This window comes from Alistipes sp. Marseille-P5061 (assembly GCF_900290115.1).
Classification (GTDB): Bacteria; Bacteroidota; Bacteroidia; order Bacteroidales; family Rikenellaceae; genus Alistipes; species Alistipes excrementigallinarum.
Genome location: NZ_LT985748.1, coordinates 893,507 through 908,651, shown reverse-complemented (window position 1 = coordinate 908,651; position 15,145 = coordinate 893,507). Strand labels below are relative to the sequence as shown.

The 15,145-nt window shown below is 46.9% G+C and carries 13 protein-coding genes; 10 read left to right on the top strand and 3 right to left on the bottom strand.

The genetic code is table 11. From position 1 onward, the window contains the following. Positions 1–7 precede the first annotated feature (7 nt). On the bottom strand, positions 8–1,306 hold the full coding sequence (gene csx2, locus C8267_RS03630) for a TIGR02221 family CRISPR-associated protein (protein WP_106633655.1): 1,299 nt from the start codon (positions 1,304–1,306) through the stop codon (positions 8–10). Positions 1,307–1,720: 414 nt separating this feature from the next. Here csx2 and cas10 point away from each other — a divergent pair, with 414 nt between their 5' ends. After that, on the top strand, positions 1,721–3,568 hold the full coding sequence (gene cas10, locus C8267_RS03620) for a type III-A CRISPR-associated protein Cas10/Csm1 (RefSeq protein ID WP_106633653.1): 1,848 nt from the start codon (positions 1,721–1,723) through the stop codon (positions 3,566–3,568). 56 nt (positions 3,569–3,624) lie between these two features. On the opposite strand, the gene C8267_RS03615 is transcribed toward cas10, so the two are convergent. Beyond that, positions 3,625–4,605 carry an IS30-like element IS4351 family transposase gene (locus tag C8267_RS03615; RefSeq protein WP_106633652.1) on the bottom strand — a complete coding sequence of 327 codons (981 nt, stop codon included), beginning with the start codon at positions 4,603–4,605 and terminating at the stop codon, positions 3,625–3,627. A 156-nt stretch (positions 4,606–4,761) separates the two neighbouring features. Between C8267_RS03615 and csm2 the strand changes: the two genes are divergently transcribed. The 6 genes from csm2 (at position 4,762) to C8267_RS10840 (ending at position 9,914) form a co-directional block, all read left to right on the top strand. After that, positions 4,762–5,193, top strand: a complete 432-nt coding sequence (csm2, locus tag C8267_RS10850) for a type III-A CRISPR-associated protein Csm2 (protein ID WP_158699687.1) — start codon at positions 4,762–4,764, stop codon at positions 5,191–5,193. A gap of 23 nt (positions 5,194–5,216) precedes the next feature. Further along, positions 5,217–5,867, top strand: a complete 651-nt coding sequence (gene csm3, locus C8267_RS03605) for a type III-A CRISPR-associated RAMP protein Csm3 (RefSeq protein ID WP_106633650.1) — start codon at positions 5,217–5,219, stop codon at positions 5,865–5,867. Between the two features lie 2 nt (positions 5,868–5,869). Then, entirely contained in the window at positions 5,870–6,847 is a 978-nt protein-coding gene (gene csm4, locus C8267_RS03600) for a type III-A CRISPR-associated RAMP protein Csm4 (RefSeq protein WP_106633649.1), read from the top strand. After that, entirely contained in the window at positions 6,837–7,976 is a 1,140-nt protein-coding gene (gene csm5, locus C8267_RS03595) for a type III-A CRISPR-associated RAMP protein Csm5 (protein WP_106633648.1), read from the top strand. The genes csm4 and csm5 overlap by 11 nt, the downstream gene beginning before the upstream one ends. A 64-nt stretch (positions 7,977–8,040) precedes the next feature. Then, entirely contained in the window at positions 8,041–9,372 is a 1,332-nt protein-coding gene (locus C8267_RS10845) for a hypothetical protein (RefSeq protein ID WP_158699686.1), read from the top strand. Next, positions 9,369–9,914: a hypothetical protein gene (locus C8267_RS10840; protein WP_158699685.1), complete on the top strand. Its 546-nt coding sequence runs from the start codon at positions 9,369–9,371 to the stop codon at positions 9,912–9,914. Before C8267_RS10845 ends, C8267_RS10840 begins: the two co-directional genes overlap by 4 nt. A 323-nt stretch (positions 9,915–10,237) precedes the next feature. Here C8267_RS10840 and C8267_RS03575 read toward each other — a convergent pair whose 3' ends face one another. Next, positions 10,238–11,623, bottom strand: a complete 1,386-nt coding sequence (locus tag C8267_RS03575; protein WP_199792066.1) for a transposase — start codon at positions 11,621–11,623, stop codon at positions 10,238–10,240. A gap of 430 nt (positions 11,624–12,053) precedes the next feature. Here C8267_RS03575 and C8267_RS03570 point away from each other — a divergent pair, with 430 nt between their 5' ends. The 3 genes from C8267_RS03570 to cas6 all read left to right on the top strand — a co-directional run bounded on the left by C8267_RS03570 (position 12,054) and on the right by cas6 (position 14,600). Beyond that, positions 12,054–12,746, top strand: a complete 693-nt coding sequence (locus tag C8267_RS03570) for a histidine phosphatase family protein (protein ID WP_106633644.1) — start codon at positions 12,054–12,056, stop codon at positions 12,744–12,746. A gap of 39 nt (positions 12,747–12,785) precedes the next feature. Further along, positions 12,786–13,415 (top strand): NYN domain-containing protein, encoded by a 630-nt coding sequence (locus C8267_RS03565; RefSeq protein ID WP_106633643.1) that lies wholly within the window; start codon positions 12,786–12,788, stop codon positions 13,413–13,415. A 234-nt stretch (positions 13,416–13,649) separates the two neighbouring features. Next, a complete protein-coding gene (gene cas6 / locus C8267_RS03560) occupies positions 13,650–14,600 on the top strand; it encodes a CRISPR system precrRNA processing endoribonuclease RAMP protein Cas6 (RefSeq protein WP_158699684.1) in 951 nt (316 codons plus the stop codon). Positions 14,601–15,145: the final 545 nt, after the last annotated feature.

Sequence of the window (15,145 nt, the reverse complement as noted above, 5' to 3'; positions counted from 1 at the left end):
TATTCTTTTATCCGAATATCAAAAGTTTATACTTGTTTAGATAGTTTGCCAAATCCTCAATCATTCTCTGAGGATTGTCAGCATCGCCTCTTCTGTTATGGGCAATGGCGTTGCGATTACTCGAAACCTCTTTGAACAAATATGCATAAGCGGTTAGATTTGCTTTGTCCGCAATTATTGCTTCTATTCTTTTTTTTGCATCAGACTTATGATCTTCTGGTTGACGTAAAATGCCAAATAGATGTTTCATACTTTCGCGCCTGCCATAATCAAGAGGATCTCTGCCATCTTCTTCACATGCTCGTGTTACAATGGCTTCGTTGAGCGAAATATAGGCTGCTGCATAGTTGTGGTTGTCATATTGCCAGCAAGCCAGATGATATTGAAAGTTAGAGTGCCTGTATGAATCATCTGCTTTTATATTCAATTGTTTTATAAAATTCTCAATAACTGGCGAAATAACCATTTGGGCAATTCGGGGCAGGTGCTCATTCTTGCGAATAGACAATAATTGTTGGCATTGATTCTCGAGGGCTGCCAGATAATTGAGATTCTTAACATTGGAGAACTCCACAAGTTTTTGTTTTAGATTCTCATCAATCGATCCAAGCAGTTCTGCTATTTTATACGCATCGCCAAACTCCAGGAAACTATATGCTCCGGATATCCAATCATTGGCTTCCAATATGTTTTTCATTTCGACTATGGGTGAATAGCCTAACTCGGAGACCATTTCCAACATACCGTAACAGATGTGACTGATGCGAATCTTTTTTTCACTGACATTCCTCAAATATATAAGCAGATTCATCACATACATTGGTAATGAACGGAATGAATGTGTAATATCGATTATTAATTCGTCCTCTTTCTCAAGATAATGTTCCAATCCTAGAATGATATTGGAGTTTTCGCGGATTTCTTGACTATTAAGCCCATACCGAATTGGAATAACTTTCGAGCCATTACCCAATGCCGCCTCAATATGCTCAATATGGGGTATTGTCAATTCACTCTTATGATTGGCTGCGGTACAATAATCACTGATTTCACACCAAATATTTTCGTCAAAATGATTATTCTTGCTTCCAAAGTAACTATATACCTCATCCCACATGGAATGAACAGTGCCAAGCAGGAAGATTTTGTCTACCTGGTATTTAGTATGAATAGCGGCAGCTACGAATGAATATCGGAAGTCTTTATCAGAGTCATCAAAACGATAATTTGCCACTCGATATTGTCGTGCGGATCGGTCTCCTATTAGAGCACCTGTTCCTAAAAATGAAATCAATACACGTGCCATATGCTACAAATTTATATCTAAAAATACAGATTTTTTATTGTATAACTATTTCTTTTCGAAAAAAACTTTATCTTTGAGAAAGATAAGTTATTTGTAGGAAGTTTAGTAATATATTTCTACAATGCGATAATCAGAAGGTAATATAAAAATGGCTCTTTGATATGTTGTTCCCCTCCGAAAAACGTATTTTTTGCAACTAAAAATCGAAGAAACAGATTGCTATGCAGTATCTTGCGCCTTACAGGCGTAGCCATATCCATTATAACAAGGATTACAACTAAATTTCGTGAATGTATCTCCAGCCGATAGGTGTAAGTCATATCCATTATAACAAGGATTAACCGGGACGTAATCAGAGGAAACAACAGATTGAAGAGGGAGGGAAATCCCGTCGACCTATACAAAAGAACACAAATGACCGAACATCTGTTTCATACGCTGCAAGAGGAGCATCTGCTCGATGCAAAAATTCCGGTGGATGCAGGCGATGCGCCTGCTAGGTGGCTTGCGGCTGCGGAAAAGCCCGTTGCAAAGGAGCTCATTGAGGAGGTTGTTGCTATCGGAAGCCACGATGCATGGCCTCCGGTCGATACGTGGATGACGCTGGCCGAGAAACTTCTTTCGCCGCTCCACTCGACAATCAATCCTTCGCAGACGGTTTATGACCGCTTGCGGGGCCGTATGTTGCTGGCCGACAGCGACGAGTTTCTTGTGGTAAAAGGTAGTTTGAACGGTATTCAGCGCTTCATCTACGATGTCCGTTCGACTGGAGCACTCAAAAACCTGCGGGGCCGCTCCTTTTACTTGAATCTGCTGCTCGATGCCGTAGTAGAGCGCTTGCTCTCCGAGTTCGGATTAACACGGGCTGCGGTGCTTTACAATTCGGGAGGAACGTGTTGTCTGTTTATCCCTTATGCGGCGGAAACCGAAGCCCGTTTCGAAGCGTTGGCTAACGAGATCCGACAGCGGGTTTTTGCCTGCCATGGCGAGCAGTTGGTGTTGCTGAATGCTGTACGAGCTACACGGCAGACGATTCAAAAGGATCTGTCGTCACTTCTGTCGGAGTTACAGAATCGGAAAAACCGTGACAAATACGCACCGTTGCGCGGTTTTACGACCGAACAATGCCAGCTACTCTTCTCTCCGCAGAGACCTGTTGAGGAGTCTTCAGCCCGCTATGTGGAACTTGGCGGTCGGCTTCCGCAGATGGAATGTATGGCGGTGTGCCACATTCCGCAGTCGATCCGCACGGACGGGGTGGAGCCCGGCGGGCTGGGTGTTTACTATTATCTGCTTCGACGAAGTGAGGTGGCTGCATTTACGATGGAGGGGACGTCGCTGGTGCTCTTCAATTCGTATGAACTGCCGCGGGTTACCGTGCCGGTACGCTGTGAATTTGTGGCCGGATGTGGTACTCGTGTCCAGTCGTTTGAGGAATTGCTCGGAACCGATTCCGACCTCAAGCGGCTCGGAATTCTACGTATGGACGTAGACAACCTGGGGCGGATGTTCCGCGAACTAGGACAGGGTACGGATGCACTGCTTCGCTATGCTGCCATGAGCCGACGACTCGATCTTTTTTTCAAGCGGGATCTCAACACCCTTTGGGTCGATGGATTCAGCCGATCGACGGTCATCATTTACAGCGGAGGTGACGACCTTTTCATTGCCGGAGAATGGACCCAGACCCTTCAGTTGGCCCGAGAGATTCACGTCCGGTTCGAGAAGGCGTTTCGGGATGCAGAGGTCGGGGTGTCGGGCGGCATGTCGCTCGTGACGGCCAAATATCCAATCATCCGGGCGGCTGAATTGAGTGCTGAAGAGGAGAGTCTTGCCAAATCGTTCGACTATCGCGGAGAGGCAAAGAATGCGCTCTCGCTATTCGGCGTGCCGATGCGCTGGAACGTCGAGTATGATGCCGTGAAGCGGGCCGGAGAGAGCATGGCTACATTGATTGAGCAGCAGGTACTGGACAAATCGTTCATCACGCGATTGTTGCGCTATTATGAGAATGCAAGTTTCGAAAATCAACGAGTTTCTCCGCTTCGTTTAATTTGGTTGATTATGTATGATTTTAATCGGCTGGCAGAACGGAACAAAAATAACACACGAGCAGTAACGTATTTAAAACAATGTATAAATGATATTGCAACTGGAGTGTCTATTGGAGGAACTAAAGTCACATCTCCATACCATTCTTTACAGTTGCTGTCTGTAGCAGCTCGTCTGGCAGAGCTAAATTTGAGAACAAAACAAATATAATATAAATTATGGCTTACTATTCATACGACAACCAGAGAAAAGGGAATTAGCTGAATTCAACTTGCAAATGCAACAGAATTCTGATTAATAATTTGTTTAAATTTTTCGTTTGGCGTGAGGTATCCAAGTCTTTTACGAGGTCGATTATTGAGTTTATTTTCAATCCACTTAATCTGTTTGTTGGTTACTTCACTAAAGTCCTTACCCTTTGGGATATACTGCCTGATAAGCCCGTTGGTGTTTTCATTGGCACCACGTTCCCATGAGTGGTATGGTTTGCAAAAATAGAATTTTATTTCCAATTTTTGCGCAATTTCCTCGTGCTTTGCAAACTCCTTTCCATTGTCAGCCGTAATTGTGTGTATTAAGTTTTTCACTTTCCGCAGTGCCCATACTGCAATCTTAGCTACCGGGATGGCTTCTTTTCCCGACAACTTGCGTATCCAGACCCTGCTTGTTGCTCTGTCGTTAATGGTAAGAATGGCACCTTTGTGGTTCTTACCAATAATTGTATCTATCTCTAAATCACCAAATCTCTCCTTCAGTTCCACTATCTCGGGACGCTCATCAATATCCACCCTGCCTGGGATAAATCCTCGCCCTGCATTTTTAGAACTACGTTTGGCATACCTGCGACCTTGTCTGCGAAGATATTTGTGCAGTTTGCCACCCCGCCGCTTATCCTCCCAAATCCAGCGATATATCGTTTCGTGAGATACCATCGCAATTCCCTCCAAGCGGCTCCTGCCGACAATCTGCTCCGGGCTGAATCCTTTCTTCAACAGCTTTATTATCCGTTTTCTCATTGCCGGTGTAAGCACTTCCTTGCGATGTTTTTGCTGCTTGCGCCTGTCTGCTTTTCGCTGGGCAAGCTCCATGCTATAGCTACCACTTCGGGCGTCGCAATTGCGCTTTATCTCCCTGTAAACAGTGCTTTTATCTACTCCGATAGCTTCCGCTATTGCTTTTTTGCTCATCGGTATTTGCAACATCATAGAAATTGCATACCTTTGTTCCTCGGTTATATGTTTGCTCATCTGCAACTTTTTTTTCTTTGGACGGACAATTAAAGCAAAGATAGCAAACTTTATCCATTCAGAGTGAGAGAAAGGGGGACATTGTCTCTCTTTCCTCTCTGAAAAATAAATGTTTTTATTGCTTATTATCCGCACCCAAAAAGTTGCATTTATAAGTTGAACTCAAGTTATAATAAGCATACATCTGCTGGTAATCAGTCTATTGAACAACAAAAAATTCTAGCGTTATTCCGTGATGAATGGATAACAACAGGTATAGATGATGCAGGTGTTGATTTTTGCAGTCAGACTGCCCAATATCTACAAAAACAAAGGATGTCTGCATCATATGTGCGTAATATATTTGGAGAATTAAAGCGAATTGAAACGAGAGGTTTTGAAAAAAATCGAATAGATTTTTATATGCTTCGTCCCAAGGTTGCATACGCAACAGCTCGAGCCAAGGAGCGTAATATGGATATGTCTCTTTTATATGAGGTCTATAAAAAAATGACTCCCTGTGTGTGTGATGCACGAACCTTCAAAAATATGGTAAATATGATTGAAGCGATTATAGCTTTCCATAAGGCATTCGGAGGCAAAGAATAATTTTAATCTTAAAACAATTAGAGATGGAAAGACTGATCAAAAAAATTAAATATACAGCAGAAATCGAACTGTTAAGCGGTTTACATATTGGTGGCACCAATCTTGCAATGGCTATTGGCGGGCCAGATAAATTGGTGGTTCGCAATCCGATAGATCAGAAACCCTATATCCCGGGCAGTTCGTTAAAAGGCAAATTGCGTTCGTTGTTGGAAATTGCACTTGGGCAGTATCAGTATGACGAAAAAAAAGGCAAGGCTGTGCCTTGCAGCGATGCATCAATGACATGCGGACATCTTTTCGGAACGGCTGCTACTGGCGATACCTCTCAACCATCGCGGGTGATTGTACGCGATGCCCTGATGACGACCGCTCCTGAGCTCCTTGCCAATACGGATCTTTTCCTGACCGAGGCCAAAACCGAAGTGGCTATTGACCGGATAACGGCCCATGCTAATCCCCGAACGAATGAGCGGGTTCCCAAAGGCGTTTGTTTCCGTTTTGAGGCTATTCTCAACATCTTCTCCGACGATAACGAAGAGGAGTTGTGTAAAAGTCTTGAAAAAGCCATACATCTGCTTGAGGACGATTACTTGGGAGGCAACGGCTCACGAGGTTATGGGCAGATTGCTTTCCGTAACATTCGGACTGAAGAGAAGTCCGTCGAAAGTTATTAGCCATGCCCGAGAACATAAAGATAGCCTGTCTGCAGTTTGATTCGGGCTTCCATCTTGGCATTGGACAAGGAGAGGAGCGAGATCGAAGTATTGCAATTTTGCATTCGGATACGATAGCTGGAGCCTTGTGCAGCATTCGAGCCGAGATGGGTGAGGCGGATATTCGTGGATTCCTTGACAGTTTCCGAGTTAGTTCCGCCATGCCGATATGGCGCGGGCGATTGTTTCTGCCGCTTCCTCCCGACAAAAGTTGTATTCGGGTGCGCGGCAACGATCCTATGCTCAAGCGGCTCAAGCGACTGCAATGGATCGAACAACCCTTGTGGGAACAGCTGGCCCGTGATGGTAAACTCGAGATCAAACCGGCGATGATCAGTCGTTGTGGCACGGCCGTCGCTTGTGGCAGGGGCCAGGAGATTCTTCTGCTGCGAAATTCCCTTGAACAGAAGGTCTGCGTCGGCCATCATGAAGGAGACGCCAATCCCTATTTTTTTGATCGTGTTTTTCTGGGCGATGGCGTGGAGTTTGGCGTTATATATCAAACCGACAATGAAGCGGTATTCCGTGCGACGTGGAACGTATTGTCTGATGTCGGCATCGGAACGGGCAAGACTACGGGTAACGGCCAATTTCGGGTCGACTTCCGGGAGATAACGATTCAAACGCCGGATTCGGATGCCAGTCAACTGCTCTCGATGTGGATACCTTCGGCTGAAGAGTTGGAGCGTGGCTTGGATCCTCGCAGTAGTTATCAACTTCTGAAGCGCGGTGGTTACATGGCCGGCGCATCGACCCCTGCGCTTCGCCATTTTGTTAAAAATGAGGTCTGGATGGTTACTCCGGGAGCAGTCCTTGTCGGAACGAATCCCAAGGGTGTCGTCGTCGATTTGCGACCGGAAGGGGTGAACTGCCATCCTGTTTGGCGCGATGGACGTGCCATGAGCCTGCCTTTCAAATATACGGAAAGTCATGGAAAATAATCTGATGATACGAACAACATGCAAGCTGAGTACACTGACTCCTTGTCATGTTGGTTCTGGAAATATACTCCTTCGCAATCAGGAGTTTGTCACTGACGGTAACAAACTTGGGATAATTAATCCTCGTAAGATTTACGGAATCTTCGGAGAAAACGGAATCGACGCCTGGTGTCGTGCGGTTGAGAATCAAGAAGATATTTACGCAACACTCTGTAAGATAAAGCCTAATATCCAGTTGCGAACCATTTGTAGCCGTATTATGTCTCTTTACGGCGGTTCTGACCAAGTGACGGAATTGCGTGAACAGTTTAGAAACGGAGGAGCAGCGAGTATTCCTGGTAGTTCGATTAAAGGCGCAATTGTTACGGCAGTTTTAGCTTCAAATCCTGATGATCGTAGACTGGCTCTTGATAACATTCGCCCCTCAAATAATCGAATTGTTGATCGCTTTTTCGCCTCGCCTGAGAAATATAATCCCCAAAGTTCATCGCTCCGTTTTTTGCGTGTAAAAGATGCTAATTTTGAGAATGATTCTACAACTGTAAGACATTGTCTTAATTTAAACATTCGTTCATCAAAAGATAACCTTGTTGATGACAAAGCTCGTCAATACGTTGAATGTATTTATGCTGACGCTCCCGCTACATGCGAAATCGATCTGATCAATCGTCAAAGCGATTATTTCCGTGATATGGCTTCCATTGTCAGAAAGATTCCGGAAGCGTTGACCTCCATCGAGGCATTGTTCCGTTGTCTGACAGCCCATACTCGCTCGCTGCTCGAAGAGGAGCTGGACTTCTGGCAAGATTACGATGCAGACGAACTCAACGATTATCTTCCGCAGATCGAGGAGCTGATCACGGAATGCGATGCCTGTAAAGACGGTAGTTCTGCAGTCTTACGTGTCGGTTATGGAAGCGGTTGGAATTTCATGACCGGAGCCTGGAGCCGTCGTCGAACCGAGTTGCAGGATCCGGATCAATGGGCAAATATTTTAGCTCAGGCTCGCAAAGACCGAATGGGGCGCTATCGGGAATATCCTTTCATTAAGACGCGCCGTGTCTTTTATGATGGGCGGAAAGAGCCTATTTTGCCGTTGGGTTTCATGAAACTTGAAGTTACAAGTTGAAACTGCGGATCAATTATTACTTTGATTTGTTTGATAGCCTCTGTATTAACAGCTTATGAAAGATATGAACATTGAGATACAATGTGCACATACCTACCTATGCGGCCATTTGAATACTAAAAAGAGTGCGTCGGATGTTGAACGTAGTGATTCGCGATGGAAACGTGAGATCTGGGACGACAAAAAGTATCGAACAACATGTAATATTTACTACGAAAGTTTTATAGATTCTCTTGTCGAGGTAGAAGGTCGGAAACCTCAGGATTTTTATAAAGGCACCGCCCATTTGACAATGGAGATTAATACTCATTGTCAATTGCGTCATCGTCGTTTTGGTGAGATTGGGTGGAACTTTATGGTATGCAGTCTCCATCTTTTCTTTTTCCCTTATGACATATGTCTTTTTGCCATCGAGATTAGTGAAGACCCAGGCTGTGATCCCGACAAATTGACATTTGCACATAACCTATTGCGAGGAGTCAATGAATATTATGAACCTCGTCCATCTGATCCGAAATCGTGGTCAATGCACGACAATGCTCCAGAATATATTAAAGCAATAACTCCGCTTCTGAAAATATGCGAGGTAGTTGATGGTGAACGGGTGGTGCATGTGCCTCGATATGCAGACTTGACTTGTACCGGAAACAAACTGAAAGCGTTTCAGATATTCAGAGTAAGCGATTTGTCGGATGAATTCTTATACGAATTGGGTTCCATGAGCCCAATTGGTTGCGTCAATGACCCTAAAAGCAATCTATCTCCTTCACAGGACTATTTTGAGCATATTATGGCCAACAATACCATATCTGCTTTCCGGAATTGGAAGGCTTTGGCTTTATTCGATAGTCTTACCGTAATACGGAAAGATGGAGAATGTACAGATATGAAGCATTGGCACGACAGTTATTTTAGATTGATTTATATTCATGCCTATTATCAAAAGACCTTGCTTTTCGTAGTTAATAATCAATTCCGGTCTGATGTGGCAAATGGCAAATGTGAGAATCTTTTGCATCAGATGAAAGAGCAAGAGCATTGGTATGCATTCTCTAACATATCCTACAACTTTTTGCCCCAAATGATATATCAAGCAATCGACACAGGGTTGGAGATTGCATCGGAGAGGGAACAGCTCCATCATTATCTTGTCCAGGAGGCGGAGCGGCAAGAGTCTTTGAATGAACGCCGTTTTGGGAAATTGCTTTCCATATTGACAATATTGACGGTATTATCTGCCCTGTACGACGGCACGTCGCTTGTCAGCGAGATCCTTGGAATTTCGTCAGGAAGTTGTCCATATCGTTGGATTGCAGCAGTATTATCTGGCGTTGTTGTCTTGATCTTTATGTGGTGGATCTGGTCAAATTATTATAAACGTCGGAATAGATTATGAAAAATATAATATTTCCAGCAGATGCCGTTTATCACTCCTTGACTCATTTTGAGGTGTTGGATAGCGCTATTCGAAAGCAATTACATGATGCGGGGTTTGATGATACGCAAATCGATGCTCAGTTGTTAGTTCCGGGATCGAAATTCTTTTCTTCATTTGCTGCATCTCCTCAAATGGTCGTTGATAAATTGAAAATGTTGTTCCCGTCGCAATTTATTAACGCACAACCGGAATCTGACGGAAGGATTCGGCTGTCGTTTGATTGTGGAGAGTATATTGGCAATCAAAACGTCGTAGAAGAACAAGCCCTGACGGATTATGAAAAGCAGACTATCCGCGAAGATATTCGCAACGGATGTCCGGTACGAACCGTGCGTATGGAACGGGTTATTCTTACGCGGATGTGTCAGTTGATTCTTACGATGCAGGATGATACCGGTTATCTGTGTTCGCTGTTCCCCGGAGAATTGGCGCCCCCACTTCCTCGTTCTGAAAACGAAGCACCCGATCCATATTGGGAAACTCATTTGTTTGTGCGATAGTTTGCCGTTTTAATAGTTAATAGACGAGAAAATGTTTGGGTAACAAGTTATGTGACTTTGTCGTTCATGTTTTCTATTCAATGAATGAATAGAAAAGGAAAGGAAAGGTCGGAGAATTTTCTCCGACCTTTTTCTTTGGCTAATTTAGGGACAGTCGTTTAATACCGTCATTATGAGTCAATCGGCAGACTGTCCCGGTAATTTTTCCGATCGAACTCATCTTTTTATATTTTCGGCTCCGTTTCGGAGCCCCTTTTTTCATTTTTGGACCCAACTGGAGCCAATACTCCAGTGAAAGGGCCGTTTCTCACTCACCTCGAACATCAGGCAGCCTGAGCAATTTCGTTGACTTCCCGCCGGACGAGCTGTACTGCATTCGCCGTGTGGATGCCAAAGAAGATGTACAGGATTTCGGTCAACTTCGTCCTTGCCTTGATGCGTTTCAGGCCATAGTGTTCCTTCTGCGTTCCGAACGAGCCTTCCATCCTCGTTGCCCTCACCCTCGCCAGCTCGTTGCGGATGATGTCGTTCTCTTTCTTTTCCAAGGACGGACGGCCACGCTTGACGAATGACGTCTGTATTCCTCTATCCTTGCAGTACCCCCTGTTGGCGCTGCCGGCATAGCCTGCATCTCCTCCGACCTTCTTCGCGTCCACACCGAAGAGCTTTCGGTGCATCTTCAGGCAGTGCGTAAGCCTGGTTCCCTCGTTGAAGGCATTGAATGACAGCTTCTCGATGAATGAGAGTCCGTCAACCTGGATGTTGTTGCACTTCGCACCAAACTCTACGCTCTTCACTTCCTTGCCTCTCACGATCGGCCTCACATACGGCTTGCTGATGCTCACTATCCTGTCCTTGACACTCTCGCGAGGATTGTTGTTCTCGAAGTGGGCCTTCTGCTGGCGGTACACTCTTGTGATGATTTCAATATCGCTCTTCTGTCTGGCTGTCAGCAATTTCTCCGCGCCTGCATTCTCCCTCTCCAGTGTGCGGGTCTGCTTCAGTATCTTCCCCAAAAGGTTGAGCAGGCGTCTGGTCAGTTTCCTGGTCTGGACTTTCGTATGCCTGCGCCGCTTCCTGTACGACAGGTTGGCCTTCTCTACGTCTACGTACTTCGTCCTCGGACGGTGCACATTCAGCTTGGCACTCAGAGTGCACATTATCTCATATGACTTCTCTATTCCTTCCCACAGAAGCTTCGCATCCGTAGGATAGCGCATCTCGCTCTCGTAACAGGTTGCATCCGTATACATCGTATCCAGGTCCTTCATGTACGGTTTCCAGGCTCTTGCCAGTATCTCCTGCTGCTGTTGGATCTTCAGCCCGCGGGCCAGCTCCGAAAACACGTCGTCCAGAAGTTTGTAGTTCGTCAGAGGATGCATCGGGTCTATTCTCACATCGCAGAAGAGCTGATAGTGGACGTTGCCGTTAAGATGCTCCATCAACCTCGGGCTGCTCAGACCTGTGTACATCTTCAGGAACATCAGCGCAACCTTGCCCTCCGGGGTGAAGTATGTTTTTCGCCCTTTCTTCGCTCTCATGCTCTTGCTTATCAGTCCAAAGTTCTCTGCCATCTCACCAAGCGGCAGCCTCTTCCTGATTTTTCCCAGCTCGCTAGTCTCGAACGTCCGCCTATACAATTCATAAAAATCGAACTCCGTGAAAGGAAGATCGGGTGATATTTCAGAGAAATTTTGTACCTTAGCCATGCAGATTAATTTTTGCGATACCTCCAAATTTGGCTTTTCTAGGGCAATTGGAGGTATTCTTTTTATCTTTAGCTAAGATACAAATTTTATATTACATTGGCAATCAATTCGTTATAAAGTTTTTATTCTTTTTACGACAGTCCCTAATTTATCGCGATAATATTAAACAAAAGATAGTATCTGAAAAGAAAATGGGTAGGCTTATGCCTACCCATTTTCTTTTGTCTCAATACCGCCGAAGCAGTAGACTGCGAATAATCCAACCACGTGTATCGAATGCCAAAGGACCTCCGGCCCATTTTCCAAATTGGGGATCGTTCCAAAAACAAATATAGGCATAAAAATCACTCCTGCAACTGTTTTCGTGTGAAAAGGTTGCATGGGCAGCCAAAAATCCGTATATTTGATATATCCATCCTGACCCAGACCGATGAAACCGCGCCGCATCATCCTGATCCGGCATGGCGAATGCCATGCGAACAACGACGAAAGCAAATTCGCCACGGAGCCCGACTATACAATCGAGTTGACAGCAAAGGGCGTGGAGCAGGCCCGTCAGGCTGGGCGTGCGTTGAAGGAGTTGCTGGGTGACGAATCGGTCTATTTCTACATCTCGCCGTTTTGGCGAACCCGCTCGACCTTTGAGAATATTGTCCGCTCCTTTCCCCGGAGCCAGTTTCGCTACAGCGAGGAGCCGCGCCTGCGGGAGCAGGAGTGGGGTTACCTGCGCACCTACGGGGAGTTGAAACGGCTGAAGGCGGAGCGAACAGCATATGGCGCCTTCTACTACCGTTTCCCGGGCGGCGAGGCCGGCACGGATGTCTACGACCGCATCAACGACCTGCTGGGTTCGCTGCACCGCGATTTCCGCGACCCAGACTATCCCCGCAACTGCGTGCTGATTACCCATTCGCTGGCCATCCGGCTCTTTGTCATGCGGTGGTTCCACCTGACGGTCGAGGAGTTCGAGGAGATGCGTTCACCCGCGAACTGCGTCCTGACGATTCTGGAACTGGACGAGACGGGCGACGAATACCGGCTTCTGACCCCGTTGGCCCGGAATCCCGAGGCGCCGATCCGCCGTCGTCCCATCCGCCTGCTCGAGCCGGACGAAGCAGAATAAACCAGCACATAAATTTCTCTAAAATACTCAAGAAAACTTATGGAAAACACATACCAATCCATCGGCCTGTTTATCGATGGAGGCTACTACGCCAAGGTGAACGAGGCGCTTGCCGCACAAGCGTCGCTCAATATCGACATGGGCAGTCTGATGTATCTTGTGCGCCAGCAGGTGGCCCGCATCGGCGGCCACGCTTTGTCGGATTGCCACATTACCGAAAGCCACTACTTCCGTGGCCGTTATCGGGTCTATGATGCCAACAACAAGCACCTGCTCTACAAGGAGCGGCGGTTTGAGGATGCGTTGATCGAGAACGACGTGATCTTCCACTACAAGCACCTGCGCGAGGTGCAGCACGACGGCGAGACGACGGTTATCGAAAAGGGCATCGACGTATGGTTTGCGTTGGAAGCCTACGAGTTGTCGGTCATCCGCAAATTCGACTATGTGGTGCTCATCACGGGCGATGCCGACCACGAAATGCTGATCCGCAAGTTGAAGGCGTTGAAAATCCATGCCGTACTGCTCACGTGGGATGTGGACAGCGACTCGTCGGCTACGTCGAAGTTGCTGAAGGACGAGGCCTGCACGCATATTGAGTTGAGTGAGCTGGTTGCTGCCGACCGCGAGCTGCTCGGGCGTCTGTGCCGCCGCGTGAAGAGCGAGTAAGAGGAGCATAGAGGAATGCAATGAGAAGCAGAAAATATTCTGATGAAATGTCGACTTACTTGCCGGTGTTGTGCAATATCGGACGTACTTGAAGAGCTAACAATCAAGTAAGTTAAATGTGAAACAATGTTTAATATGGTGGTTTTAAGCATATTAACCACATAATGGATGCGCTGAATTATATGAGTTTTTCCGCATTAATTTACACGATATTTACATAAAGAAAGATAGAAGATGGATGAAATATTACCAACCCTCTCTGCGTGCCGTCTCACCGTGCGCTTCTTTGCCGGGGAGCGCACGGCGATGCGCCACTGGATCGGTGCCGTGCTGCGCAATAACTTCCTCTATGCGGCCGACAGCATAACGGATGAACACGGCACCTCCCTGCGGCAGATCATCGACACGCTGCCCCTCCCCGACGACCATTTCCTCTACGACAGACTGAAGGGCGGATTCCCCAAGGGATTCTTCTTCGACTGCTCCGACCTGCCCGTTGAGGGCTCCGGCTTTGAACTTGAGGCGAACCGGGTTTACACCTTCGCACTGGTGCTGATCGGCAGCCATGCGGCATACAAACCGCTCTATGTCGAGGCGCTCCGGCAGATGCTTGCCCGGGGATTCGGCCATCCGGCTGTGCCGATGACCCTTGTCGACATCACCGAAACATCGTCCGATACGCCATCGACCTACTCCCCCGAGACCGGACCTGCGGAGGTGCAGCTGCGTTTCAAAACCCCCGTATGCCTGATACGGATGTCGAATGCGGGCGGCAACGGCTTTCAGGACAAACTCAACAACATGCCCTCTTTCTACCAGTTCGCGCGGTCGCTGACCTACCGGCTGGTGACGTTGGGGATACTCTATGGGGAGCCCCTTCCGTTCGGGACGCGGGACGAAATGGAGCGCTGGATCGAACAACAGGTATCTCCGGCCACGCAGGCCATCCTGCTGCGGGCCAACCTGCTCTACGAACGGCTGCGGAGTACGCCGCGCGTCGGTTCGAATACCGTCTATGTGATGGGCGGCTATGCCGGCCGACTGATATTCGGGAACGTCCCTGCCGGGCTCCTTCCAGTATTGGCTGCCGGCACGGCTTTCGGGGTCGGTGCCGACATCAATTACGGACTGGGACAGTTCGGCATGGAGTGCTGGAACGATAAACCGAAAAAACGGGAAAAATAAGGTGCGAACCGTTGTTTTATACGGTTTTTATCGCTATTTTTGTTCTTGGAACAATCCCTCATGCCGGGAGACGGGCCGGAGGTTCTTTGGCATTCGATACGTGTGGATGGATTATTCGCAGTCTACTGCTTCGGCGGTATTGAGACAATTCTTCATCTCTACTTTTCTACTTTGTTCATAATTGAGACTCGCGGATTTCCGCAATAATGTTCGTTTTCATAATGTGAATCTAAATTCTACTGCTTCGGCGGTATTGAGACTTCTCAAGATAGCCCATAACTTTTGATTATTTAGTTAGAATCTAAATTCTACTGCTTCGGCGGTATTGAGACAAAGATGGCTAAGAAATACTGAAGAAACTGGTTTAGAATCTAAATTCTACTGCTTCGGCGGTATTGAGGCAAAAGAAAAGAAAGGGGTAGGCACAAGCCTACCCCTTTCTTGGGTATAAATGGGATATTTACCGGGCGGTATGGCGGTTGTTATGGAATGCCCGAACGGGAGCCACAATGCGGCGAGGTGTCCGGACGCCCGTCATAGGCCGG

Coding starts and splice junctions, on each gene's coding strand:
- csx2 (WP_106633655.1), bottom strand. CDS start 1,306: ATGGCACGTGTATTGATTTCATTTTTAGGAACAGGTGCTCTAATAGGA.
- cas10 (WP_106633653.1), top strand. CDS start 1,721: ATGACCGAACATCTGTTTCATACGCTGCAAGAGGAGCATCTGCTCGAT.
- C8267_RS03615 (WP_106633652.1), bottom strand. CDS start 4,605: ATGAGCAAACATATAACCGAGGAACAAAGGTATGCAATTTCTATGATG.
- csm3 (WP_106633650.1), top strand. CDS start 5,217: ATGGAAAGACTGATCAAAAAAATTAAATATACAGCAGAAATCGAACTG.
- csm4 (WP_106633649.1), top strand. CDS start 5,870: ATGCCCGAGAACATAAAGATAGCCTGTCTGCAGTTTGATTCGGGCTTC.
- csm5 (WP_106633648.1), top strand. CDS start 6,837: ATGGAAAATAATCTGATGATACGAACAACATGCAAGCTGAGTACACTG.
- C8267_RS10845 (WP_158699686.1), top strand. CDS start 8,041: ATGAACATTGAGATACAATGTGCACATACCTACCTATGCGGCCATTTG.
- C8267_RS10840 (WP_158699685.1), top strand. CDS start 9,369: ATGAAAAATATAATATTTCCAGCAGATGCCGTTTATCACTCCTTGACT.
- C8267_RS03575 (WP_199792066.1), bottom strand. CDS start 11,623: ATGGCTAAGGTACAAAATTTCTCTGAAATATCACCCGATCTTCCTTTC.
- C8267_RS03570 (WP_106633644.1), top strand. CDS start 12,054: ATGAAACCGCGCCGCATCATCCTGATCCGGCATGGCGAATGCCATGCG.
- C8267_RS03565 (WP_106633643.1), top strand. CDS start 12,786: ATGGAAAACACATACCAATCCATCGGCCTGTTTATCGATGGAGGCTAC.
- cas6 (WP_158699684.1), top strand. CDS start 13,650: ATGGATGAAATATTACCAACCCTCTCTGCGTGCCGTCTCACCGTGCGC.